This is a genomic window from Serratia proteamaculans (genome assembly GCF_008830365.1).
GTDB lineage: Bacteria > Pseudomonadota > Gammaproteobacteria > Enterobacterales > Enterobacteriaceae > Serratia > Serratia proteamaculans.
On sequence record NZ_WBKI01000001.1, the window covers coordinates 1,329,328 to 1,354,004 of the forward strand.

The 24,677-nt window shown below is 55.4% G+C and carries 22 protein-coding genes and 1 pseudogene; 9 read left to right on the forward strand and 14 right to left on the reverse strand.

Features of this window, described 5'->3' with window-relative positions:
• Window positions 1-164 precede the first annotated feature (164 nt).
• The 12 genes from cheZ to flhD all read right to left on the reverse strand — a co-directional run bounded on the left by cheZ (window position 165) and on the right by flhD (window position 12,234).
• On the reverse strand, window positions 165-809 hold the full coding sequence (gene cheZ, locus F8R23_RS06275; RefSeq protein WP_112349617.1) for a protein phosphatase CheZ: 645 nt from the start codon (window positions 807-809) through the stop codon (window positions 165-167).
• A 10-nt stretch (window positions 810-819) separates the two neighbouring features.
• Window positions 820-1,209 (reverse strand): chemotaxis response regulator CheY, encoded by a 390-nt coding sequence (cheY, locus tag F8R23_RS06280; protein ID WP_037418944.1) that lies wholly within the window; start codon window positions 1,207-1,209, stop codon window positions 820-822.
• A 65-nt stretch (window positions 1,210-1,274) separates the two neighbouring features.
• Window positions 1,275-2,324, reverse strand: a complete 1,050-nt coding sequence (locus F8R23_RS06285) for a protein-glutamate methylesterase/protein-glutamine glutaminase (RefSeq protein WP_099064657.1) — start codon at window positions 2,322-2,324, stop codon at window positions 1,275-1,277.
• A complete protein-coding gene (gene cheR / locus F8R23_RS06290; RefSeq protein ID WP_112349616.1) occupies window positions 2,324-3,196 on the reverse strand; it encodes a protein-glutamate O-methyltransferase CheR in 873 nt (290 codons plus the stop codon). Before cheR ends, F8R23_RS06285 begins: the two co-directional genes overlap by 1 nt.
• 28 nt (window positions 3,197-3,224) lie before the next feature.
• On the reverse strand, window positions 3,225-4,850 hold the full coding sequence (locus F8R23_RS06295; RefSeq protein ID WP_129936688.1) for a methyl-accepting chemotaxis protein: 1,626 nt from the start codon (window positions 4,848-4,850) through the stop codon (window positions 3,225-3,227).
• An 84-nt stretch (window positions 4,851-4,934) separates the two neighbouring features.
• On the reverse strand, window positions 4,935-6,605 hold the full coding sequence (locus F8R23_RS06300; RefSeq protein ID WP_112349614.1) for a methyl-accepting chemotaxis protein: 1,671 nt from the start codon (window positions 6,603-6,605) through the stop codon (window positions 4,935-4,937).
• A gap of 172 nt (window positions 6,606-6,777) precedes the next feature.
• Entirely contained in the window at window positions 6,778-7,278 is a 501-nt protein-coding gene (gene cheW, locus F8R23_RS06305; protein ID WP_151415401.1) for a chemotaxis protein CheW, read from the reverse strand.
• Window positions 7,279-7,310: 32 nt separating this feature from the next.
• The gene (gene cheA, locus F8R23_RS06310; RefSeq protein ID WP_151415402.1) at window positions 7,311-9,284 is read right to left on the reverse strand and encodes a chemotaxis protein CheA; all 1,974 of its coding nucleotides are present in this window, start codon (window positions 9,282-9,284) and stop codon (window positions 7,311-7,313) included.
• A gap of 4 nt (window positions 9,285-9,288) precedes the next feature.
• Window positions 9,289-10,254: a flagellar motor protein MotB gene (gene motB / locus F8R23_RS06315; RefSeq protein WP_129936691.1), complete on the reverse strand. Its 966-nt coding sequence runs from the start codon at window positions 10,252-10,254 to the stop codon at window positions 9,289-9,291.
• Window positions 10,251-11,141: a flagellar motor stator protein MotA gene (gene motA, locus F8R23_RS06320; RefSeq protein WP_037418923.1), complete on the reverse strand. Its 891-nt coding sequence runs from the start codon at window positions 11,139-11,141 to the stop codon at window positions 10,251-10,253. The genes motB and motA overlap by 4 nt, the downstream gene beginning before the upstream one ends.
• Before the next feature lie 158 nt (window positions 11,142-11,299).
• Window positions 11,300-11,884 (reverse strand): flagellar transcriptional regulator FlhC, encoded by a 585-nt coding sequence (flhC, locus tag F8R23_RS06325; RefSeq protein ID WP_151415403.1) that lies wholly within the window; start codon window positions 11,882-11,884, stop codon window positions 11,300-11,302.
• Window positions 11,884-12,234, reverse strand: coding sequence for a flagellar transcriptional regulator FlhD (gene flhD / locus F8R23_RS06330; protein ID WP_017893242.1), 351 nt, complete (start codon window positions 12,232-12,234; stop codon window positions 11,884-11,886). The genes flhC and flhD overlap by 1 nt, the downstream gene beginning before the upstream one ends.
• 1,407 nt (window positions 12,235-13,641) lie before the next feature.
• Here flhD and ydgT point away from each other — a divergent pair.
• From ydgT to F8R23_RS06350, 3 genes are all read left to right on the forward strand, one after another.
• Window positions 13,642-13,857: a transcription modulator YdgT gene (gene ydgT / locus F8R23_RS06340; RefSeq protein WP_012145712.1), complete on the forward strand. Its 216-nt coding sequence runs from the start codon at window positions 13,642-13,644 to the stop codon at window positions 13,855-13,857.
• A gap of 148 nt (window positions 13,858-14,005) precedes the next feature.
• Window positions 14,006-14,425, forward strand: a complete 420-nt coding sequence (uspC, locus tag F8R23_RS06345; protein ID WP_099064662.1) for a universal stress protein UspC — start codon at window positions 14,006-14,008, stop codon at window positions 14,423-14,425.
• A 77-nt stretch (window positions 14,426-14,502) separates the two neighbouring features.
• Complete coding sequence (locus F8R23_RS06350; protein WP_151415404.1) at window positions 14,503-15,537, forward strand: NADP-dependent oxidoreductase; 1,035 nt, start codon at window positions 14,503-14,505, stop codon at window positions 15,535-15,537.
• Between the two features lie 43 nt (window positions 15,538-15,580).
• Here F8R23_RS06350 and F8R23_RS06355 read toward each other — a convergent pair whose 3' ends face one another.
• Window positions 15,581-15,856, reverse strand: coding sequence for a pyroglutamyl-peptidase I family protein (locus F8R23_RS06355; RefSeq protein ID WP_454292626.1), 276 nt, complete (start codon window positions 15,854-15,856; stop codon window positions 15,581-15,583).
• Entirely contained in the window at window positions 15,756-15,974 is a 219-nt protein-coding gene (locus F8R23_RS24455; protein WP_454292627.1) for a pyroglutamyl-peptidase I family protein, read from the reverse strand. The genes F8R23_RS06355 and F8R23_RS24455 overlap by 101 nt, the downstream gene beginning before the upstream one ends.
• A gap of 977 nt (window positions 15,975-16,951) precedes the next feature.
• On the opposite strand from F8R23_RS24455, the pseudogene F8R23_RS24400 reads away from it, so the two are divergent.
• From F8R23_RS24400 to tssM, 6 genes and pseudogenes are all read left to right on the forward strand, one after another.
• Window positions 16,952-17,098: pseudogene (locus F8R23_RS24400) on the forward strand (DUF2169 family type VI secretion system accessory protein); the annotation flags it as partial.
• A gap of 263 nt (window positions 17,099-17,361) precedes the next feature.
• Window positions 17,362-17,862, forward strand: coding sequence for a type VI secretion system accessory protein TagV (gene tagV, locus F8R23_RS06365; protein ID WP_129936694.1), 501 nt, complete (start codon window positions 17,362-17,364; stop codon window positions 17,860-17,862).
• Window positions 17,863-17,888: 26 nt separating this feature from the next.
• Window positions 17,889-18,419, forward strand: coding sequence for a type VI secretion system lipoprotein TssJ (gene tssJ / locus F8R23_RS06370; RefSeq protein WP_112349610.1), 531 nt, complete (start codon window positions 17,889-17,891; stop codon window positions 18,417-18,419).
• A 40-nt stretch (window positions 18,420-18,459) separates the two neighbouring features.
• Window positions 18,460-19,806, forward strand: a complete 1,347-nt coding sequence (gene tssK, locus F8R23_RS06375; RefSeq protein ID WP_112349609.1) for a type VI secretion system baseplate subunit TssK — start codon at window positions 18,460-18,462, stop codon at window positions 19,804-19,806.
• 21 nt (window positions 19,807-19,827) lie between these two features.
• Complete coding sequence (locus F8R23_RS06380; protein WP_129936863.1) at window positions 19,828-21,030, forward strand: DotU family type VI secretion system protein; 1,203 nt, start codon at window positions 19,828-19,830, stop codon at window positions 21,028-21,030.
• Window positions 21,030-24,668, forward strand: a complete 3,639-nt coding sequence (gene tssM, locus F8R23_RS06385) for a type VI secretion system membrane subunit TssM (protein ID WP_129936695.1) — start codon at window positions 21,030-21,032, stop codon at window positions 24,666-24,668. Before F8R23_RS06380 ends, tssM begins: the two co-directional genes overlap by 1 nt.
• Window positions 24,669-24,677 lie beyond the last annotated feature (9 nt).

The window sequence follows — 24,677 nt, forward strand, 5'->3', positions numbered from 1 at the left end:
TGTGCCGGGAGGGAATAAAATTGCCGTCAGCATGCCAAAAAAATGCTGATTTCATTGATGGAACAGCGAGGAAAAAGGCGGGTTATTTGCGGGATGAAGAAATGTTAAGTCGCCGTGTCGGTATCGAACTGCTGGGACGCAGCAAGGCTACGCCCCAGAGGACATCAGAAACCCAGGCTGTCGAGCAGGTCGTCGACCTGTGCCTGATTGGCGATCACACCAGCGCCGTTCTGGTCGAGCTGCGGACCGTTGAGCAGGCTGTCACTCGGCTTTTTCTCTTTCGCCGGCTGTTCAGGAATATTTTCCATCAGCACCATCAGCAGCTGTTTTTCAATCTCCTGCACCACGTCCATCATGCGTTTGATCACCTGACCGGTCAGATCCTGGAAATCCTGCGCCATCATGATTTCCAGCAACTGGGCGTTGGTAAATGCCGTATGTTCCGGCACCTGCTCCAGGTACTGACGGGTATCGGTCACCAGCTCGCGCGCGTCGTCCAGTTCAATCGGATCGGCGAACCAGTCGTCCCAGCGGCCTTTTAACGCCTTGGCCTCTGATTCCAGCTCCGCCTGGCGCGGTTGCGCGGCTTCCACACAGTTCAACGCCCGTTCCGCTGCCTGCGCCGTCATGGTGACTACGTAATCCAGACGATCGCGCGCATCCGGGATTGCCTCTGCCGCCTGGGCGATCGCCTGATCAAGCCCCAGTTCACGCATGCTGTCACGCAACATGCGCGTCAGTTGGCCAATGCGAGAGATAATCTCCCCCGCGGTTGCCGCATCGCTGGCAGGCATTGGAATGTCTCTCATCGCCCTCTCCTTACATGCCCAGTTTTTCAAAGATCTTATTGAGCTTTTCTTCCAGCGTTGCCGCCGTAAAAGGTTTCACCACGTAACCGCTGGCACCGGCCTGCGCCGCCGCGATAATGTTTTCTTTCTTGGCTTCCGCCGTCACCATCAGCACCGGCATGGCCGCCAGCGCGCCGTCGGCACGGATAGTCTGCAACAGCTCCAGGCCGTCCATGTTCGGCATGTTCCAGTCGGAAACCACGAAGTCGAAGTCACCGGCACGAAGTTTATTCAACGCATCCGCGCCGTCTTCGGCTTCTTCTACGTTGTTGAATCCCAACTCTTTCAGCAAGTTTCTGACGATGCGACGCATGGTGGAAAAATCATCCACCACCAGAAACTTAAGGCTTTTATCTGCCATTTTTACTCCCAAGGTTTAACCGTTAAAGATGCAAAACAACTGCCGCCGTCGGCGGCAACATAAAATCAAATACGTAATGCTTGGCCACCGGCAATTTGCGCCAGCATACGTTGGCTCATGCGTTCCAGCTCCACCACTTCATTGACGCCACCGGTGGCGATCGCCTCGCGCGGCATACCGAACACCACACAGCTGGCTTCGTTTTGCGCCAGGGTATAGGCACCGGCGCGGTGCATTTCCAGCATGCCCGCAGCACCGTCATTGCCCATTCCGGTCAGGATCACACCCACCGCATTACGCCCGGCGTACTGCGCGACCGAGCGGAACAGCACGTCCACCGACGGCCGATGGCGGTTGACCGGTGGGCCGTCATGCAGCTTCACCTGATAGTTAGCCCCGCTGCGTGACAGTTCCAGGTGACGATCGCCCGGAGCGATATAGGCATGACCCGGCAGCACACGCTCACCGTCTTCGGCCTCTTTCACCGTGATTTGGCACAGCTTGTTCAGCCGTTCGGCAAACGAACGGGTAAAGCCCGGGGGCATATGCTGGGTAATCAACAACGCCGGGCTGGTGGCCGGCAACGGTTGCAGTACCTGACGGATCGCTTCGGTACCGCCGGTTGAGGCGCCAATGGCAATCAGCTTTTCACTGCTCAGCAGCGGCGTATGGCTGAGGATCGCCGGAGCCGGGCTGTTGGAGCGTTGGGGTAATCGCGCCTTGGCCGCCGTACGAATTTTCTCGGCAATCAGCTCGCTGTAAGCCAGCATGCCTTCGCGAATGCCCAACTGCGGTTTGGTGACAAAATCTACCGCTCCCAGTTCCAGTGCACGCAGCGTAATTTCCGACCCCTTACCGGTCAGCGACGACACCATCACCACCGGCATTGGCCGCAGACGCATCAGTTTTTCCAGGAAGTCGAGGCCGTCCATACGCGGCATTTCGACATCCAGCGTCAGCACCTGCGGGTTAAACTTTTTGATCAGATCGCGTGCCACCAGCGGATCCGGTGCGCTCGCCACCATCTCCATATCAGGATGGCTGTTGACAATTTCGGTCATCAACTGGCGCATCAGGGCCGAATCGTCGACGCACAATACTCTGATTTTATTCATTACCTCTCCTTGGTCAGGCCATACACGGTCTGCCCACGCAAGTAGAAATCCCGGCTGATCTGGCTGAAGTTCTCGGAGTGACCGGCAAACATCAGCCCCCCCGGTTTAAGCAAGGGCACGAAGCGCCGCAGGATGCGCTCCTGTGTCGCCTTATCGAAATAGATCATCACGTTGCGACAGAAAATGGCGTCAAATTGCCCCGGCAGCGCCCATTCCGGCGCCAGCAGGTTAAGCGACTGAAAATTCACCCGCCCCGCCAGTTCCGGCCGCACCCGCACCAACCCCTGATGCGGCCCGGTGCCGCGCAGGAAATAGCGTTGCATCTGCGTCGGCGTCAGGGTGCGCAGATCTTCCTGGCGATATACCCCCGCCTCGGCTTTTTCCAGCACCTGGGTATCGATGTCGCTGGCCCACACCTGACAGCCGGTGGCGCGTTGCCCCAACACTTCACTCAGGGTGATAGCGATCGAGTAAGGTTCTTCCCCGGTCGATGCTGCCGTGCTCCACACGCAATAGCCGTTTGGTCGTGAGCGTGCATGCTCCGCCAGGATCGGAAAGTGATGCGCCTCGCGGAAAAAGGCCGTCAGGTTGGTGGTCAATGCGTTAATAAACGCCTGCCATTCGGCGCTGTTCGGATCGCTTTCCAACAGCGCCAGATAATCGCCAAAATCGTTCAAGCCCAGCAGCCGCAGGCGTCGTACCAGGCGGTTGTAAACCATCTCGCGCTTGTGCTCCGCCAGCACGATGCCGGCGCGCTGGTAAATCAGTTGGCTGATACGGCGAAAATGCACGTCCAGCAACGGCAGGCGCTGCACCATCTGCGTCAGCAATGTCGCAGGTTCTCGGTTCGGGGTCGACGGTGCCGGCTTCATACCATGTCACTCAGAAAAAACGGGCTGCTTATGCGGTTTGACAATCTGGGGCTTCCTTTACCACGGGTGAAACTGCGTCTTGAGAGTAAGTCTGTGCGGTGAAGTTATCGTCCGCCAGGCGGAATACCGACACCGCATCGGCCAGGGTGATCGCCTGTTCCTCCAGTGCGGTGGCCGCCGAGGCGGCTTCCTCCACCAGTGCGGCGTTCTGTTGGGTGACCTGATCCATCTGGGTCACGGCCTGCGTCACCTGTTCGATGCCGCGGCTCTGTTCATCCGACGCCGAGGCGATTTCGCCCATGATGTCGGTTACCCGGGTGACCGAACGCACAATGTCCTGCATGGTGGCACCGGAGTTTTCTACCAGTACCGAACCTTGCTTGACGCGACTGACCGACTCGTCGATCAACCCTTTGATTTCTTTCGCCGCCTGCGCGCTGCGTTGCGCCAGGTTGCGCACTTCGCCTGCCACCACCGCAAAACCTCGGCCCTGTTCGCCAGCACGCGCCGCTTCAACCGCCGCGTTCAACGCCAGGATATTGGTCTGGAAGGCAATGCCGTCGATCACGCTGGTAATGGCACCAATTTTCTGCGAACTGTTGGCAATGTCGTGCATGGTAGTCACCACGTCCCCCGCCAGTTCGCCGCCCTTGGCCGCGGTGGTCGAGGCGTCTCGTGCCAGTTGTGAAGCCTGGCGCGCATTATCGGCATTCTGTTTCACCGTGGCGGTCAGTTGCTCCATGCTGGCAGCCGTTTCTTCCAGCGAGGCTGCCTGCTGCTCGGTACGGGAAGAGAGATCGTTGTTGCCTTCGGATATTTCCTGCAGGCCGATCAGGATCGATTCCGCCCCATCGCGCACGGCACCCACGGTGCCGATCAGCGACTGCTGCATGCCTTGCAGGCTGGCGAACAGTTGGCTGATTTCATTACGGCCATAAACCTGGATCGGCGTGGCCAGATCGCCAGCGGCAATGCGGTCAAAATGATTGCGCATGATATTCAACGGCCGTACCAACATGTTACGCAGCCACCAGGTGGCGCTGCCGGTGACCACGATCAGCATCAGTACCGCACCGGCCACCAGCCAGCCCGACAGGGTGAAGGAGCGCTGATTCGCCGTATTGGCGTCGCTGACGTTAGCGCTCACCAGTTGCAGATACTGGACAAAATCAGCTTCAAACAGGTCCTGGGTTTTCTGCGTCGGCTGGTCCATAAACGCCTGCAGGTTATCGTTCTCCAGGAAGCCAATCAGCTCACGCAGGGTATTGCGCAGGCGGTCATAGCTGGCTTTGGTGGTTGCGGTCAGTTGTTGTTCCTGTTCGCTGTTACGCGGTACCGCCAGGAACTGGTTGAAATAGAGATCGGCTTTTTGCAGTGAACTGCGCGCATTGCCCATCAGCGCATTGACCTGATCCTGCGGCAGTTTGAGCGCTGCACGGGTACCGGCGCGATTGAGCGTATTACGCGCCTGTAGCAGCGATACCCAGCTCAGGCTGAGGGCATCGCGCTGCTGGCTGCCTAGGGTGATCAAATTCAGATTGTGGTGATCGGAGCGGAAAGCGGTGTACGACAAGCCGCTGGTGGCCAACTGCATAACACAAAAAGTCATCAACAACAGAAACAGACTGGTAGAGACGCGGATTCGGTTAAACACTGTGAACCTCCTTGCAGCCGGCCGATGGCCAGCTCACGACGGGGAATCGGCCTCCCCCCGAACAGGAAAGAGGCCTAATGCCGGTTAGAACGTTTCCCAGTTATCCTGCGGATCGCTGGCGTTCATTTTTTTATGATTGAGTACCGGTGTTACTGTTGCCTTGCTGCTGGCGGGCATTTTGAACTCATCCTGGCCTGCCGCTTTTAAACGGAATACCGCCACGGACTGGGTCAGCATGCTGGCCTGCTCTTCCAGCGCCGCCGCAGCAGAGGCGGACTCTTCCACCAACGAGGCGTTCTGCTGGGTAACGCGGTCCATTTCTGCAACCGCCTGACCAACCTGATCGATGCCACGGCTCTGTTCGTCGGACGCCGAGGCGATTTCCCCCATAATGTCGGTGACACGGGTAACCGCATTGACGATATCGCCCATGGTCTCACCGGCGCTTTCCACCAGTACCGAGCCCATATCAACCCGGTTGACGGAATCTTCGATCAGCCCTTTGATTTCCTTCGCCGCCTGCGCACTGCGCTGTGCCAGATTGCGCACTTCACCGGCCACCACCGCAAAACCACGGCCCTGTTCACCGGCGCGTGCCGCTTCTACCGCGGCGTTCAATGCCAGGATGTTGGTCTGGAAAGCAATGCCGTCGATCACGCCGGTAATGTCGGCGATTTTCTGTGAACTACCGGCAATGTCGTGCATGGTTTGCACCACATTGGCTACCACCTTGCCGCCTTTCTGCGCGGTTTCGGAGGCGCTCAACGCTAACTGGCTGGCCTGGCGGGCATTTTCGGCGTTCTGTTTCACCGTGGCGGTCAACTGCTCCATGCTGGCAGCGGTTTCCTCCAGTGAAGCGGCCTGCTGTTCGGTACGAGAAGAGAGGTCGTTATTGCCGGCGGCAATTTCGGAGGCACCGCTATAGATAGCATCGGCCCCCTGGCGGACCCCACTGACGGTGTCGATCAGTTCGTTCTGCATATGTTTGAGGCTGGCGGCCAATACGCCCATTTCATTGCGGCTGTTCACTGCAATCGGCTGGGTCAGATCGCCGGCGGCAATCATTTTGATGTGTTCGATCATGCGGTTCAGCGGACGCACCAGGATGTGGTGAATGCCACTCCATACCAGTACGATCACCGCCAGAACCACCAGTAACACTACCGCCAGCGTCCAGAGTGCGAAGTTGAAGGAGTTGTTGCTGTCTTCTACTGCGCTCTGATAAAGCTTGTCGTTTTGCGCCAGGTAGGTGTTGTAGATATCTTCGAACGCGTCCTGATAGCTTTGCGTCGGCTGGTCAAAGAAGGCGTTGATCTTGCCCTCACCCAGCAATACGGTCAGTTCGGTTAAAGCGCCGTGCAGGATGCCGTATTGCTGCTTGAGCTTGTCGGCCGACTGCGCGTCCTGACGGGCATTGAGAGGGATTTTGTCATAGGCGGCGTAGTGTTGTTCTGCCACCACCAGGTTGCTTTTGGCTCGCGCCAGCAGCTCGGCCACAGTGGCACCGCTGCCAATGTTATTGGTGTCCATCATGTGACGAATACCGGCACGGTTGAGCGTGTTGCGGGCCTGCAGCAGGTTGACCCAGCTTTCGTTCAGCTCGGATTGTTGCTGGCGAATGGTCTGCAATACGGTGAAGTTTTCTTTGTCATTCTTCAGTGAGGTGAAGAACAGCCCGCCTGATACCAACTGCAAGGCGCCAAATAACACCAGCACCAGTAACAGGCTGGTGACCACCTTCATACGATTAAACATGTTTTCCCTTGTTAAACGCCCGCGCGGACAGGCCCTGATTACGTTGATTGACAGAGTTATCGGCGCGGTTGGGAAGAACTTTATGCGGGGAGGTAACTATTTTTATGTAGGGTTTGGGTTTGTCCGGTTTCCAGATCAGGGCGCGGTATGCAGCGCCCCTACGGGTAGTGGATCAGGCGCTTTTTGCCACGCTGTCGACCAGCGACATCTCTTCACTGCTCAGCAGTTTTTCGATATCCACCAGGATCAGCATGCGATCACCCAGCGAGCCCAGGCCGGTCAGGTATTCGGTCGCCAGCGTCACGGCAAATTCCGGCGCCGGACGGATCTGCTCGGTGGTCAGCGACAGCACGTCGGACACGCCGTCAACCACGATACCCACCACCCGTTGGCCAAAGTTAAGCACGATCACCACGGTATTTTCATCATAGGATACGTCCTGCTGAGCGAACTTCACTCGCAGGTCGATAATCGGCACAATCACGCCGCGCAGGTTGGTGACACCCTTGATAAAGGTCGGAGTATTGGCGATACGCGTAACCTGATCGTAGCCGCGGATCTCCTGAACCTTGAGGATATCAATGCCATATTCCTCATTGCCCAAGGTAAAAATCAGGAATTCTTGCCCTACCGTTTCGCCAGCCAGTTTGCTGACGGTTGCCAGTCCTGCCATGTCATTCACCCTTCAAATCAATAGATTAATTGTTATGCGGCTGCGTCGGTCTGACGCTGTTCACGGTTCAGCGTTTGCAGCGCCGAGACATCGACAATCAGCGCCACGCTGCCATCACCGAGAATAGTGGCCGCGGAAATGCCCGGCACTTTGCGATAGTTGCTTTCCAAATTCTTCACCACCACCTGATGCTGGCCGATCAGTTGATCCACCAGCAACGCATAGCGACGGCCGGCGCTTTGCAGGATCACCACAATGCCCTGGGTAGCGTCGGTTTTGGCACCTGCAACCTCAAACACCCGGAACAGCTCCACCAGCGGCAGATATTCGCCGCGCACCTGCAACACCCGCTCGCCACCGGCTAACGGATGCAGGTCTTCGGCCTGCGGCTGCAGGGATTCCATCACGGCGTTGAGCGGCAGAATAAACACTTCGTCGTTTACCTTGACCGACATGCCGTCGAGGATCGCCAGTGTCAACGGCAGCAGGATGCGGATCGCGGTACCCTTGCCTGCCTGAGAGTGGATTTCTACATGCCCTCCCATCTCCTGAATATTGCGCTTCACCACGTCCATGCCAACACCGCGACCGGATACGTCGGTCACCTGCTCGGCGGTGGAAAAACCCGGGGCAAAGATCAGCATACCGACGTCTTCATCACTCATGCTGTCGCTGACTGGCAGCCCCTGCGAGACTGCCTTGGCGAGAATCTTCTCACGGTTCAGGCCGGCACCGTCGTCGGTCACCTCGATACAGATATTGCCGCCCTGATGCTCCGCCGACAGGATCAGATTACCCACCGCCGACTTACCGGCGGCGATGCGCGTGTCTGGATCTTCAATGCCGTGGTCCAGGCTGTTACGCACCAGGTGGGTCAAGGGATCGATAATGCGTTCGATCAGGCTCTTGTCCAGTTCGGTAGAGCTGCCCTGCAACTGCAGCTCTACCTGTTTATTCAGCTTACCGGCCAGATCGCGCACCAACCGCGGGAAGCGGCTGAACACGTACTCCATCGGCATCATGCGGATCGACATCACCGACTCTTGCAGATCGCGCGCGTTGCGCTCCAACTGACTCATGCTGTTCAGCAGGTCACCGTGATTGACCGGGTCCAGGTCGCCCGAACGCTGCGCCAGCATCGATTGGGTGATCACCAGTTCGCCGACCAGGTTGATCAGTTGGTCCACTTTCTCTACTGCTACGCGGATGCTGGTGGATTCACTGGCCTTGGCCCGCGGCTTCGGCGCTTCGGCCACCGCAGGGACGGGTTTGGCGACCGGCAGTGCTACAGCCACCGGCATTGCCGGCTCAGGGGTCACAACTGGCGTCTCGACCTGCGCCGGCGTGGTGAAACTGATTTGCTCCGGCTCCAGTACAAAACAGAGCACCGCGCTGATGTCATCTTCGCTGGCGGAGGTCAGCAGCGTCACTTCCAGGCTGCTTTCAGTCTGATGCGGGTTTTTCACCTCGCCCAGATTCCCCAGTTCTTCCAGCATCAGCGGCACTTCGTTCGGCTTCAGGCCACACAGGCAAACCCGCATCCCACCGTCCATCGCCGCAGACGTGGCGGCGGCATGTTCCGTGACCGGATGCGCTACAGAGGCATCCTGCTGCTGTGCGTCTAACGCAAGCTGGCGCAGCGCCTGACAGATGTATTCAAAGCTGTCGGCGTCAGGCTTTTGCGACGTTTTATAAGCGTCCAGTTGCTCCTGCATAATGTCTTTGGTTTCCAGAAACAGGTTGATAATCTCGGTGCTGAGGCTCATTTCCTGACGCCGTGCACCGTCCAGCAAGTTCTCCAGCAGGTGGGTGGTTTCCTGCAGCACCGAAAAGCCAAAGGTGGCCGCACCGCCCTTAATTGAGTGTGCTGCACGAAAAATGGCGTTCAGCGGCTCAATGTCCGGAGCTAACGGATCCAGCTCCAGCAGGTGTTGCTCCATGTCGGCCAGCAACTCGTCTGCTTCATCAAAAAAGGTCTGATAAAAGGCACTAATATCCATGCTCACGGGATCACCTCTGCTGTGAGTCGCTGTTAATCGGTGTAGGGACAGCCGCTGGCTGCTCCGGTGCAATCAGGGTGGCCGGAGCCGTCGCTGTAGGGGCCAGCGACTTCAACTCGACCGGCTGGACGACATCCATCGCGTTGCTTTCGCCATTTTCGTGTTCGATGCCCTGCTGGGTTTGTTTGTTCAGCACCAGTACGGTGATGCGACGGTTGATGGCATCGTCGGCACCGTGCTGTTTCAGACTCATGGTGGCGGCCATGCCCACCACCCGCAGTACTTTGCCTTCCGACAGACCACCGGCGATCAGTTCGCGCCGTGAAGCATTGGCACGATCGGCCGAAAGCTCCCAGTTGCTGTAACCGCGCTCGCCGCTGGCGTAAGGAATATCGTCGGTATGGCCAGACAGGCTGATTTTATTCGGCAGGTCATTGAGGATCGGAGCGATTGCCCGCAGGATATCTCGCATATAGCTTTCAACCTGCGCGCTGCCGGTTTTAAACATCGGGCGGTTTTGACTGTCGATGATCTGGATGCGTAAACCTTCATCCATCATGTTGATCAGCAGATGCGGGCGCAGCGCTTTCAGACGCGGATCGGACTCAATCAGCTCATCCAGTTTTTCCCGCAATTTGTTCAACCGCAGCTCCTCGTCACGCTTCTCCAGCGTATCGATCTGCCTTTTCACCAGTCCGTCCTGCTGGGTAGGATCATCCCCACCGCCAGGAATAGGGCTGCTTTCCGAACTGCTTTTGTCGCCGTTCGTCAGCGCCACTTTAAGCGGCGTACGGAAGTATTCGGCGATTTGTGTCAGTTCCTGCGGACTGGCGATCGCCAGCAGCCACATCACCAGAAAGAATGCCATCATCGCCGTCATAAAGTCGGCATAGGCAATCTTCCAGGAGCCGCCGTGGTGGCTGGCCTGATGCGACTTGCGTTTTCTGACCAGAATAACCGGATGATTCTGCTTCATGCCTGTTCTTCTTCCGTCGCCTGCTGTGCCGGCGCTTTCACCCGACGCACATGTTCTTCCAGTTCGACGAAGGACGGACGTTCGGTGGTGTACAGCGTTTTACGGCCGAATTCGACCGCAATCTGCGGCGCATAGCCGTTCAGACTGGAGAGCAAAGTGACCTTGATGCACTGCATCATTTTGACGTTTTCGGCGCTTTTCTGCCGCAACAGGGTCGCCAACGGCGAGATAAAACCGTAGGCCAGCAAAATGCCGAGGAAGGTACCGACCATCGCGTTGGCGATCAACGCCCCCAGCTCGGCCGCCGGGCGATCGGCCGAGGCCAGCGCATGCACCACCCCCATCACCGCCGCGACAATACCGAAGGCCGGCAACGAATCACCGACCATCGCCAGGCTACCTGCCGGCACCTCGCTTTCCTGTTCAAAGGTTTCGATCTCTTCGTCCATCAACGCTTCGATCTCAAACGCATTCATGTTGCCGCTCACCATCAGCCGTAAGTAATCGGTAATAAACTCTACGAGGGTGTTATCGGCAAGAATGCGCGGATAATTAGAGAAAATTTCACTTTCCTGCGGATTATCAATATCGAACTCGAGAGACAGCATGCCCTGCTGGCGGGACTTGGCCAGCAGCCGATACAGTAGCGCCATCAGATCCATGTATAAATCTTTGCTGTATTTTGAACGGCGCATCAGCTTGGGAATGGCGCGCAGGGTGGATTTTATCGCCTTACCGTTGTTGCCCACGATAAAAGCGCCGATACCCGCGCCGCCGATAATCAAAAATTCTGCCGGCTGATAAAGCGCGCCCAGATGGCCCCCCACAATCAGGTAGCCCCCAAAGACCGCACCCAATACCACGAGATAACCCAAAATAACTAACACACGCATTCCTTAAATTAACAATGTGGATGGAAGGTGGGCTAAGCGCGCGTTTGAGACGCACCGACGCAGCAGGCTGGGCTGCGCCGATGGGTTCGGCATGCCGAACCCTGCGTTTCACAAATCGGTTTAGGTCTGGATAAACCGGCGCTGCCGCCGGTTCAAATCGCGCGTTTAACCTGCTCGTCCAGCAGTTGAGGAATAATATCGGCCAGTTGCGGCGAAAGTTTACGTCTTTTTACTGCGCGGGATGGGGGTTGGCATAAACTGCAAACAAAACTGTTCAACGGCTGGTGCGCATGGGTGATAAAAGTACCGCCGCAGCAGTTGCAGGCAGAAAGCTGCAGCATACCGCTATCGACGAAACGCACCAGCGTCCAGGCCCGGGTCAACGCCAGCAACGGTGGCTTGCCCGGCGCGTGCGGACACTGTTCCAGATACAGGCGATAGGCTTTAATCACCGCTTCAACGCCTGTACAGTGCCCACTCTTCATCAGGAAGCTATAGGCGTTATAAAACATCGATGAATGGATGTTCTGTTCCCAGGTCATAAACCAGTCGGTCGAGAACGGTAACATCCCTTTGGGTGGCGGACTGCCGCGCAACTCCTTATACAACTTAATCAACCGCCCACGGCTGAGCTGAGTTTCACTTTCCAGCATCTGCAAACGGGCGCCCAACGTGATCAGCTCCATGGCCAGCTGAATGTCCTTGGCTTCCTGAACAATACTTTTCTCTGCCATCATCAAGCTCTTTTCTTCGTCGCACTACCGTCTTTAGCCGACAGCTCTTGCAGTAAGTGGCTTGATAGCAAAATGCCGGTATGGATTTGCTGCAGATCGTCCACGCGCGACTCTTTTGTCAGGCGTTCAATCGTATGGTGATCGTTAAAACGGAATTGACAGACCAACTGGTTGGTCTCAGCCAGTTTGACCATTTGCGGTAACGTGAGTTGAGCGAGTGCATCAGCCATGGTCTCGTCGATACCCAGACGGAACATTGCCGATGCTTTTTCATCATTAATCAGACGCTGTGCTAAAAGTAAATATGACAAATTGATGTCATAAATATGCTTAAGTAATTCAGACGTACCCATATTCCCCATCCCGACAGACTATGTTTAAAAACATACGCTGGGTGATAATTTTTATCGCCCGTGACCTGGGTTTGTTCCCTAAGTTGGCAAATGAAGCCCTAAATAACGACCGTTATAAATTTTTCAACATCACTAAATTCGGACCGTCATTCAGTATTTGATACGTGCGTAAACCAACGTGTATGGATGTACAGCATTTTGCTCCAGCAGTGTTTAATCACCGTGAAACTATTTTTACAAAATTAACAAGATTATTCCTAATGCAGCGCAACTCTACCCCCGAACCATTAGCACACACAATGTAAGTAAGAGGCAATTTTAAATACAATGTGATCTAGATCACAAAAATAAAAAATATTTAAGCCAAATATCCGCTTTACCGTCTGTTTTTCAATCTGGTTTTAGGGCAAAAAATAGCCATAAGTAAAAAAACGTCTTAAAAACAATGTATATAAGCCAAAAAAATATCTTTTTTAGATCAATTCGAACAAAAGCATTACCAAACTAAAATAACAGAACAAAAATCTGCTCGTAGCCGATAAAGACAGTATAAATAACCGTTTAATAACCCATAAACTATCCGCATTGAAAAGTAACGCATGTAAACTATAAGGTTATTGAGTTTCGGATTTAACTTAAAAGTCGAGTGATAGGTTGTTTTATTTTTCGGCTAATGATCGTTTTCGGTTAACAAAGACTCGCTTAAGTTGTGAACAAGACAGTAGTCGTAACCATATGTTTCACGATAAGGAGAATGAAGCGTCTGGTTTCGGATTTTTCTTGAGCGAATTATCCCAAGACGATTTATCGGCAGTATTAATTAAAACTTTAATAATTTTTTATCGCCCGACGAAAAATCATTTAAATCTCATATAATGTTTATTGCCCAATAAACCTCGGTGTCATTTCCCGTCACGCTTATAAATTAAAACGTAGTTTCGTTTTATTTTATACATTGGTTTCATCTATACCCGATGGATTTCAAGTTACCGCCTGACAGCCTGCTCGCACATCCTGAAGACGGGCAGGTACATTTCATGGCCGATTCGCACTAATTGGTTGAAAAAAGCATCAGTGGGTGTTCCGCTCTCGAGAATCAGGCGGCATTGCATGTTGCATGTGCGCTCATCGCAAGCAATACCCTGCCGATCTGATCACCTGGACTTTCCAAACCTGAGGCTTTCCCTATTTTGGGTGCCAATCAGCAGGTTGGCATTGCCGACAACGCACGGGCATATTATTATTCTCAACGCAGGATCAACTTGCGCGCAGCCATTTATTACCGTATCGAAATTTATTTATTTGAAATTAATTTTTCAGGTCACACATCACACTTTTGCTGCTGTCATGATGACAGGGTGATGTTTCTTCGTCCGGCGACAACTCTTAACAGGCTATATTTTAATCATGACTGATACCCTGGATTACCTGATGACATTCCGTAAATGCACCAGTTTGGACAGCGTGGAAAAAGTGTACGACAAGCTCAACTATTCCATTGATAATGATATTGAAATCAGCAACATGTACCGAGCCGCCGATCACCGCCGCGCCGAACTGGTTGCCGGTAAATTGTTCGATTTGGGCAAGGTGCCGAAAACGCTGTGGGCACAAGTGCTATAATTTTTTATTACACGCGCGTATCGATTTATCTTTTATTGCTAAATAACGGCAATAGTCTGTGATTTATTGACGCGCGTGATACAAAACACATTTATTAGTTTCGCCAGGCTCTACCCTTTCCCCCAAGAACAGGAAACAGGAGTGGAAGATGGGATATCAAAACGTTTTGGTTACCGTCGCCGTGGCGGCAGACAGTCACCGCCTGGTTGAAAAAGCCGTCTCCATCGTGCGTCCTTACAACGGCAAAATCACCCTGCTGAGCATGATAGCCAATCCAGAAATGTACAATAACTTCGCCGGGCCGATGTTGGGCGATCTGCGCGCGTTGATGGAAGAGGAAACGTTGCTGTTTATGGAAGAGTTACGCCTGCGGGCCGATTACCCGATAGCCGATACGTTGATCGTCCACGGCGAGTTAGGTGACAGCCTTAACTATGCCAGCCATCAGCAAACCTTTGATTTGGTGATCTGTGGCAACCACAGTGACAGCATGATGAACAAGGTTTCCTGCTCTGCAGCGCGCTTTATCAATACCAGCCATATCGACGTGCTGATCATTCCTCTTTGAAGCTGAGCACATTAGGCCATTTCCCCTTGCCAAGGATTGTCTAGACTTAGGGCCCGTGTCCGCTTAAGGAGTCTACGATGTCCCAGTCTACGCAACAAAACCGCCGTTTTCTGTTAGCCTCACGTCCGCACGGTGAACCTACCGCAGACAATTTCCGTCTGGAAACAACGACGATACCGCAACCCACTGCCGGCCAGTTGCTGTTACGCACCGTTTACCTGTCACTTGATCCTTACATGCGCGGCCGAATGAGCGATGCTCCTTCTTATGCCCCACCGGTAGAGATCGGTGAAGTGATGGTTGGCGGCACGGTATCCCGGGTTGTCACATCGCAGCATCCTGACTTCAAACCCGGTGACTGGGTGTTGGGTTACGACGGCTGGCAGGATTACGCGCTGTCTGACGGCAGCGGCCTACGTAACTTAGGCCCGGATCAAAAACACCCTTCCCGCCTGCTCGGCGTCTTGGGCATGCCGGGCTTCACCGCCTATATGGGCCTACTGGATATCGGTCAGCCGAAACCCGGTGAAACCCTGGTGGTGGCGGCCGCCAGCGGTGCCGTCGGTTCCGTCGTCGGACAGGTCGCCAAACTGAAAGGTTGCCGCGTGGTCGGCGTGGCTGGCGGTAAAGAGAAATGCCGCTATGTGGTAGAAGAGCTGGGCTTTGATGCCTGCGTTGATCACCGGGCGCCTGATTTTGCCGAACAGCTGGCCGCCGCCTGCCCACAGGGCATCGACATTTATTATGAAAACGTCGGTGGTGCCGTGTTTGATGCAGTGATCCCACTGCTTAATACCCAGGCTCGTATTCCGGTGTGCGGCATTATCGCCCATTACAACGCCACCGACTTGCCTGCCGGCCCAGATCGCCTGCCGATGCTGCAGGGGCTGATCTTGCGCAAGCGCATCCGCATGCAAGGCTTTATTATTTTCGACGACTATGCAAAAGGTTTTGGCGAATTCCTGCAGCAGATGGGCGAATGGGTTGGTCAGGGAAAAATCAAATTCCGCGAAGATCTGGTCGACGGGCTGGAAAATGCTCCACAGGCGTTCATCGGCCTGCTGCAAGGCAAGAACTTCGGCAAGCTGGTGATCCGCGTTAGCGACGAGTAATGTTTCAGGGCGCAGTCATTGTGAACTGCGCCCTGTTATTAACTCAATGCAGCGCCCCGCCGGAAATCGTTAAATCCTCCCCGACCGTCAAAGTGGTATGCACAATACTTCGCACCGCCTCAATCATCGTCGCTAATGCCATGCTCGGTTTGCCCGGATGATTGACCGCCAGCTCATGGCTGTACGGAATGTGGATAAACCCGCCTTTGATTGCCAGATTATGGCTGGCGATATGATGACTCAGCCCATAAAACAGCTGGTTGCAGTTGTAGGTGCCCGCCGTATGCGATACCGCGGCCGGAATGCCTGACTGACGCAAGTGATGCACGATCGCCTTCACCGGGCAGCGTGGAGAAGTAACCCACCGGTCCGCCCACCACCACGGGTACGTCTATCGGTTGTTTACCGGCATTATCGGGAATACGTGCATCGATCAGGTTGACGGCTCAATGCCGGTCACCAATGCCCAGGCCCGGCTGCTCACCCTGTTTGACGATCCGTTGTTCGTCCGCTGCGGCGGAAGCATGATGCCGACGTTGCCGGACGACAGATAAAGCACGCCCCTGCTTTGGCGTAGTTATGCGATACCCTGCACCAACTCAATCTCAATCCTTTTCGCCGTTAATTCATCCCTACTAAAGCATTAGCCATTCGATCAATCGACCCGCGTCCGCCCCCGCCCTGAGCGACTCTTCGTCCAACCAAATAGGAATCCTCCTAAATAACATTCCTTTTATTTATATATGAGATCATCTTTACCCTGCGAATGGTAAGTACGCAAAACGACCTGTCACTTTATTTGCGTTAAAAAATAGTCGTTATTTAAGTACATTGGCTTAAGTGTTACATAAATATTTCATGGTATTACCAATTACCCAAAGAACATCCACACAAAAACAATAACTACATAAATACATGTTTTACATGGTTTAAATTTAAATTGTGAGTGAGATAACGAATTGAGCATTGATCCAGAAGGTTATTTTGCAAATTTGCAAGGCTATTGTAGACTGCGAAAACTCTGTTTATATGTAAACTTTGTTAAGTTTTTCGTCAGTCCATGTCTCAATTCGTGACAGATACGTCATCGGGATCCTGCGTTAATTCTCGTGCGGTAGCTATGTCTCAATCGAGAGATTGTGCGAATTATCTTATCATTCCACATCCCTCTCGGGCTGCCGTCAACCACGGTTTAAACGCCTTTCCGGTGAGTGTTACTCGCTGGGCTTTTTGAGTTTACAGTTGAGTTATTGAGCCTAAAAAACCTGACCGTCACCATCAAACAACCAGGTTAAAACAGCCAGCAGCACAAAGATTGTGAAGTAACCTGATATCTATTAAACCGAAAAACGGGATTGTTTTTGAGCGATGCGGCCTAGCTGTTCGCTGATATCTACGGGAAGCCTTACACACAATGAAAGCCGTAAAACCATTGCGCCCAAGCGCAGTTCATCGTCCTTGCCACGGGCAGGGAAAACATCATCCGGATGTCTCCGTTTTGGCGCTAGCCGACATGGGGGTATCCCCGCGTCTGCACCCTAAACCCGAACTGTGGCAACTGCCCCATAAAGTGTTACCGCTCGGCCACTGGGTTAATCATCAGCCCTTCACTCCCCCCACGACGAAAAAGGTTTCCCGACGGATACCTTTGTCCCATGGCTGAAAGGTTCGCCGGCTACGCTGGTTTACTCGCCTCAGCCGGCAAAACACCCCTGATACGCATCCTGACCTGCCAGCTAAAAATAATGTCGCTTGCGCCTCCAGTCGGCGCTTTTATTACACAGCCGCTTCATTTCTGCCCATAAAAAACTCAAAGAGGATATTGTGAAAACACGGATTACCTTAACGCTGTTGACCGCCCTGACGCTTGCCGGCTGCTCCACCCCGCCACCACCACCACCGGTACTCGATAACAACGCCCTGATCAGCAGCGAAGTGGACGGTGTAAAACTGCAGCACCGCGTCGCCATCACAGCTCCCCAACAGTTCAAACCCATAGGCAAGGAATACCGTAGCCTGTACGCCGCCAGCATCATGAGCAGCCCCGGCTACAACGGCACTCCGGTCGGCAACCTGGACAATGCCGCCGCTTTCTATGCGTTGGGTGAAGTAGAAAACCACTGGCTGGCAATCTCCGAAGTCGACGGAGGCGATCTGATGGGGTACATCCAGACCAACGCCGGTGTACCGGCAACGCGTTACAAATCGACGCTGCGTAAAGATTTACCGCGCCGTACCCGTACCGCCCAGCAGGACTGCGTAAAAGTCGGCGGTGACAGCAAGGCCTGTAAAAGCGCCGGTTCTGCCACCTGGATCCTTCAGTAGTTCCCCCCAGGTTGACGAGACTTAACATGATAACCACATCCATCACCTCCCGCCGGTGCGGGCTATTGTTCCTGATGTTGGGCGCACTGACGCTCAGCGGCTGCATGTCCTCTGCCAAGAGTGTGCCCTCTCGCTACAGCTTGGTCTTTGACGCCGACCGCCAGGTCAATGCCGTAGCCGGTCAACGTCCTGCACCGATTAAAATTCGCGTGCTGCTGCTGCGCTCTGATGCGGAATTTATGGAGGCCGACTTCTTTAGCCTGCAGAGCGATGCGAAAAGCGTGCTGGGAGCCAGCCTGCTGGACAGTGACCAGTTCTTCCTGACTCCGGGCCAGATGGGCAAAAAGCTCAGCGGCCAAAGCACGCTGGAAACCCGATATATCGGCATCATCGCCGAATATCAAAACCTGGATGGCAAAGCCTGGCGCATTTCCTTACCGCTGCCGGAACCGACCGAGACCAATTTTTACAAAGTATGGCAATTCTCGCCGGATGAGCTGGAAGCCCACATCGTCGCAGGCATTAGTGGCCTGCGTACCCTGAAAGATCCCGACTGACCCACCGCTGTGCTGAAGCGAAGTAACCAAAGGTGTGATGATGAAAGATGCTCATAAGGTAGTCTGGACTGAAGGGATGTTTTTACGCCCTCACCATTTCCAGCAGGCGGAAAACTATCTCGAAAGCTACATGCGCAATTGGGGCCAGGCCCACCAGGGTTGTTTTTGGGGTTTCCTCAATCTGGATTTGGATCAGACCCTGCTGCGTCAGGGCAAAATTGCCCTCAACGCTGCCAGCGGCATCATGCCGGACGGCACGCCGTTTCGTTTCTCCGGCGCCCAGCAGGCGCCCGCCCCGCTGACCATTACCGAAAACAAGACCGGCGAAAACGTGGTATTGGCCCTGCCGACCTATCGCGCGGGCCGCGAAGACGTGATTTTTCAGGAAGCGCCGGACGCGCTGGCACGCTATCTGGCCTATGAAAACGAAGTCGACGACCTGAACGCCGTCTCGGTCGGCAGCGCAGCACTACAGTTTGGTCAATTGCGCCTGCGCCTGATGCTGGAAAGCGACCTTAACGCTGAATGGACGGCACTAGGTGTCACCCGGGTGCTGGAAAAACGCGGCGATGCCAGCCTGCGTCTCGATCAGGTGCAAATCCCGCCGATGCTGAACTGCCAGGGAAGCCCGGTGCTGAAAAACTTTATCAACGATTTGCAGGGCCTGTTACAACAGCGCAGCCAACAGATGAGCCAGCGCCTGCTGCAACCGGGACGCGGCGGCAGTTCCGAAATGGTCGACTTCATGCTGCTGCAACTGATTAACCGCCATCTCGGCCAGGTGAGCCACGCTTACCATCTTGATCATCTGCACCCGGAACGCCTGTTCGCCGACTGGCTGCAGTTCGCCACCGAACTCGCCAGCTTCTCGGCACAGCGCACGCCGGAAGCCCGACTGCCGGTGTATGACCATGACAACCTGGCACTGTGTTTTGGCAAATTAATGCTGTTACTGCGTCAGGGACTGTCGGTGGTGCTTGAAGACAACGCCATCCAATTGACCCTGGTCGAGCGCTCGCATGGCCTGAACATCGCCACCGTTCAAGACACCAAAATGATGCGCGACTTCGGTTTCGTGCTGGCGGTACGTGCCGACGTGGCAGCCGAAGTGCTGCTGACCCACTTCCCGGCGCAGATGAAGATAGCCCCGGTCACGCGTATCCGTGATCTGGTTCAATTGCAACTGCCGGGCATTGGGCTGCGTACCATGCCGGCCGCGCCACGTCAGATCCCCTATCACGCGGGTTACACCTATTTCGAACTGGAAAAAGGCAGCGACCTGTGGAAACAGATGGAAAAATCCAGCGCCTTCGCCCTGCACCTGGCCGGCGACTTTCCAGGACTGGATATGGAATTTTGGGCGATTCGCAGCCATACGGACCGGTAACTTATGACTCAGGAAAATAGCATGACGCCGGCGGGCAACCCGCTGGTAGAGGCCGCCAACCCGTTGCTGAACGCCATCTCACAAATCCGTCAGTCGGCCACCCACGCCAACCCGGCGCAACTGCGCCAGCAACTGATTGATAAAGTGCGTCACTTTGAACTCCACGGGCAGCGTGCCAACCTACCGTATGAAGTGATTATCGGCGCACGTTATTGCCTGTGCACCGCTCTGGATGAAGCCGCCGCGCTGACACCCTGGGGCAGCAGTAGCGTCTGGTCCGGCAGCGGATTGCTGGTGACTTTTCACAACGAAACCTGGGGTGGAGAAAAATTCTTCCAACTGCTGGCAAAGCTGTCGCAAAGTCCGCGCGAACATATCCAACTGCTGGAGCTAATTAACTTTTGCCTGCTGCTGGGGTTTGAAGGCCGCTACCGGGTGATGGAGAACGGTCGTTCGCAGTTGGAGACCATGAAGCAGCGCCTGCTGCAGCTGATCCGCTCGGTGCGTGGCGGTTATGCCCCACCGCTGTCGCCCAATGCACTGGACTTGCCGGTGCAGCAAAAGCTGTGGCGCCCACTGGTGCCGCTCTGGGCCTGCGTGGCGCTGACCGGTTTCCTGGCGTCGTTGCTGTTTATCGCCCTCAACTGGCGACTGGGCGACAGTACCAGCCCGGTATTGGCCGCCATTTATCAGACCAATCTGCCCCAGGTCGCCATCGGCAACCCGGCACCGGCGGCGCCCCCGACGCTGAGTCTGAAAAGCTTCCTGCGTAAAGAAATTGCCGAAGGCCTGGTGGTGGTGCGTGACGAAGCACAGCAAAGCGTGGTGATCCTGAAGGGTGACGGCCTGTTCGACTCCGCCGCCACCACGGTTCGCGGCAACTATATTCCGGTGATTGACCGCGTTGCCGCCGCCATGAACGGCGTCAGCGGCAAGATCCTGGTCACTGGCTACAGCGATAATCTGCCGATCCGCAGCGCGCGCTTCGCTTCCAACTGGGAACTTTCACTGGCCCGCGCCGAGGCGGTAAGCGCCCGGCTGCAGAAACACCTCGATAACCCGCAACGGGTGAAAGCGGAGGGCCGTGGTGAAAGCAACCCGGTCGCACCGAACAATAGCAAAGTGAACCGGGCGCTTAATCGTCGGGTAGAAATTACGCTGTTGGTTGCGCCAGAAAATACCCAGGCGGAAATCAACGGCTTGCCGCAAGGAAACGGAAAGTAATGCTCAGTACGTTATTCTCCATCATCACCAGTCGCCTGTTATGGGGCTTTGCTGGTATTACCGCGCTGGCGTTCATCATCTGGATGATCGGCCCGTTGGTGGCTATCGGCGATTATCGCCCGCTGGAACCGGAACTCAACCGCCAGTTAGCCATCGGCGCTCTCTATCTGATCTGGTTTCTGTGTCGCATTATTCCGCGTATCTACAACGCCTGGCTCAACCGTCGGTTGCTGAGCAACCTGCGTGCCAGCGAGGAAACCCCGGCAGAAAACGGCAAGCCCGTAGCCAAACAGGATGAACTGCTGGCCCAGCGTTTTGATGAAGCGGCGCAATTGCTGAAAAAAGCCCGCTTCGCACCGGGCCAGGGCGACAGCAAGCACCGCTGGATGACTCACTTCAGCCGTCAATATCTTTACCAGCTCCCCTGGTATGTGATCATCGGTGCACCGGGCGCAGGGAAAACCACCGCGCTGGTCAACTCCGGTCTCCATTTCCCGCTGGCAGATCGCTTCGGCAAATCTGCCCTACGGGGTGTCGGAGGAACACGCAACTGTGATTGGTGGTTCACCAATGACGCCGTGCTGCTTGATACTGCCGGTCGCTATACCACACAGGAAAGTCAGCGAGAAGAAGATGCCGACGAGTGGAAAAGCTTCGTCAGCCTGCTGAAAAAATACCGTACCCGTCAACCGATCAACGGCGTGATGGTGACCATCAGCATCGCCGATCTGTTGAGTGACAGCAGCGATGCCCGTGCCGCGCAGGCCAGCGCGCTGCGTAAACGCCTGATTGAGCTGCATGAGCAGTTGGGGATCCATTTCCCGGTTTACGTACTGGTGACCAAGACCGACCTGCTCAATGGTTTTATGGCCTATTTCAACGGCTTTGATAAGGCGCAGCGCGACCAAATTTGGGGATTCACTTTCCCCTATGAGGCTACACGTCAACCGGATTTCAACCTGAACGCCACCTTCGAACAACAATATACCTTGCTGCAGCAACGGCTGGATGCCGCGTTGCCTGAAACTTTGCTGGTTGAACATGACGCCCGCCAACGCGCCGAAACCTATCTGTTTCCGCAGGAATTCGCCGCTCTGCGTCCGTTGCTGAGCCAGTATCTGGATCAGGTGTTTGCCACCTCCAGTTTTGAGACTCGTTTTACGCCGCGCGGCATTTACTTCACCAGCGGCACCCAGGAAGGTCTGCCTTTCGACCGGGTGATGGGCGAACTTAACCGTTACCTGCAATTGCCGACCGCAAACAGCCAACAGCATGCCAACCCGGCCTGGGACAATGTGAACCCGACCGCGCCCATCCCGGCGACCAAGGGCCAAAGCTTTTTCCTGAAAGACACGCTGGAATCAGTAATTTTCCAGGAGTCCGGACTGGCAGGCAGCAACCGCTGGTGGGAATACCGCAACCGCGCCCTGCATTGGGCAGGCTATATCGCGCTGGCGGCTTGCCTGGCGATCCTAGCGATTTTCTGGTTCACCAGTTACAGCAACAACAAGGCCTATCTGGCCGAAGTCGCCGCCAAAGTGCCCGGCGTAGAACGACAGGGATTGGGTTTGACGCAGTTGGGTAACGGCGACATGTTATCGCTGCTGCCGTTCCTCAACAGCGTGCTGCATTTGCCGGATAGTCAAAACTTCTCGCTGGAAGATCCCCCGTTCACTTATCGCATGGGGCTGTATCGTGGCGATCAGGTCAGCGACGCCAGCGACTCGCTGTATCAGAAAGCACTAAAGGAGTTGCTGCTGCCGCAGGTGGCGCAGCAGATCGCCACTACGCTGCGTAACGACAACCACGGTGATGCCGACTTCAGCTACGAAGCGCTGAAGGCCTATCAGATGTTGTATCTGCCGAAACAGTACGACGGTAAATTCCTGCGCGCCTGGGTAATGCTCAACCTGCAGCGCAACCTGCCGCAGGGCAGTACGCAAAAACAATTGCAGCAGATTGAGTGGCACCTGAGCCAACTGCTCGACGTGCAGATCCAGGCTTCGCCTTATGCCAAAGATGAACCTTTGGTCGAGCAAGCACAGGTCGCGCTTAACCGTGCTCCCCTGTCGCAACGGGTGTACGGCCGCCTCAAGCGCCTGCTGTTGAAACAGACCGAAATCAAACCGGTCAGCCTGGTTGACCTGGCCGGCCCACAGACCGAACTGGCTTTTTCGCGCAAAAGCGGCAAGCCGGTGACCGACGGTGTGCCAGGCCTGTTTACCTCGCAAGGCTACTGGAAAACCTTCAACGACAATATTGATCCGGTGACCGATACCCTGCGTCAGGAAGATGTTTGGGTGCTGAACAGCAAAACGCCGGATCAGAAAAACGCCGATCTGATCAAAACCATTCGCCAACTGTATATGCAGGACTTTATCAGCGCCTGGGATGAACTGTTGGGTGATATTCAATTGGCCAATATTGGCAGCCTGAGCCAGCGCATCAGCAGCGCACGTTTGTTATCCGGCAACCCTTCGCCAATGCGGAACCTGCTGGTCAACGTCAGCAAGAATGTCACCCTGCGCGATGAGAAAAACGATGCTGATTCCCGCTCATTGCTGGATAAAACCGAGGATCGGCTGAGCCAGAATGCCAACCACACGCTGGAAGCCCTGTTCACCAACCGCCCCGCCAACGCCGACGGCGACGTCTCTGCCCAGCCGGAACAACTGGTGATGGCGCACTTTGCCGCGTTACTGGAACTGGCGCAAAGTCAGGGGGAAGGCAACAAAGCTATCCCGTTCGACAGCGTGCTCAAACAGGTTGATGAGTTATACAGCTACCTGACCGCGGTCCAGGGCGCGGCCAACAGCGGCATGTCGGCCCCGCCGAGCGATATCATCTCACGCCTGCAGGCCGAATCCGGGCGTCTGCCGGTGCCGTTCAAACAGATGCTGCTGTCGCTGGCAATCGGGGCCAGCAGTGACACCCAGCGCAAGGAGATGGAAAACGTCAAGAAACGCATCAGTGTCGAAGTCGGCAGCTTCTGCCGTCAGGCGATCGCCGGACGCTACCCTCTGGCCGCCCGGGCACGGCAGGAAGTGACGCCGGACGACCTGGCACGTATGTTTGCGCCCAATAGCGGACTGATGGACAGCTTCTTCCGTGACAACTTGCAGGGCAAGGTCGATACCACCCGCGCCAACTGGCGTTTTACCCCTGGCGTGGACGGCAAGACGCTACCAGGTGGCGAAGGCATCCTGCGTTCATTCCAGCAGGCGCAACGTATTCGTGATGCCTTCTTCGCCAACGGTACCGCCGCGCCGTCTTACCGCGTGACCGTACGACCGGTGCGGATGGATAACGACATCCTCAACCTGACGCTGGATATCGACGGGCAGTTGTTCAAATACAGCCACGGTCCGCAGGTTCCTCTGGTGGTCAGTTGGCCAGGTACCCGCAACACCAATCAGGTGCACCTGCAACTGGCGCTGGCCAACGGCTCCACCGCCAGCCTGGTGACCAGCGGCCCCTGGGCGCTGAACCGTTTGGTGGATACGGCGCAGTCCTCCGCCGGCAGCAGCAGCCTCGGCCGTCAGGCAACCTTTAACCTGGATGGCCACCGCGTCACGTTGGAGTTCACGGCCAACAGTATCCGCAATCCGTTCCAGTTGCCGGCATTCTCCTGCCCGTAGCCCCGAAAG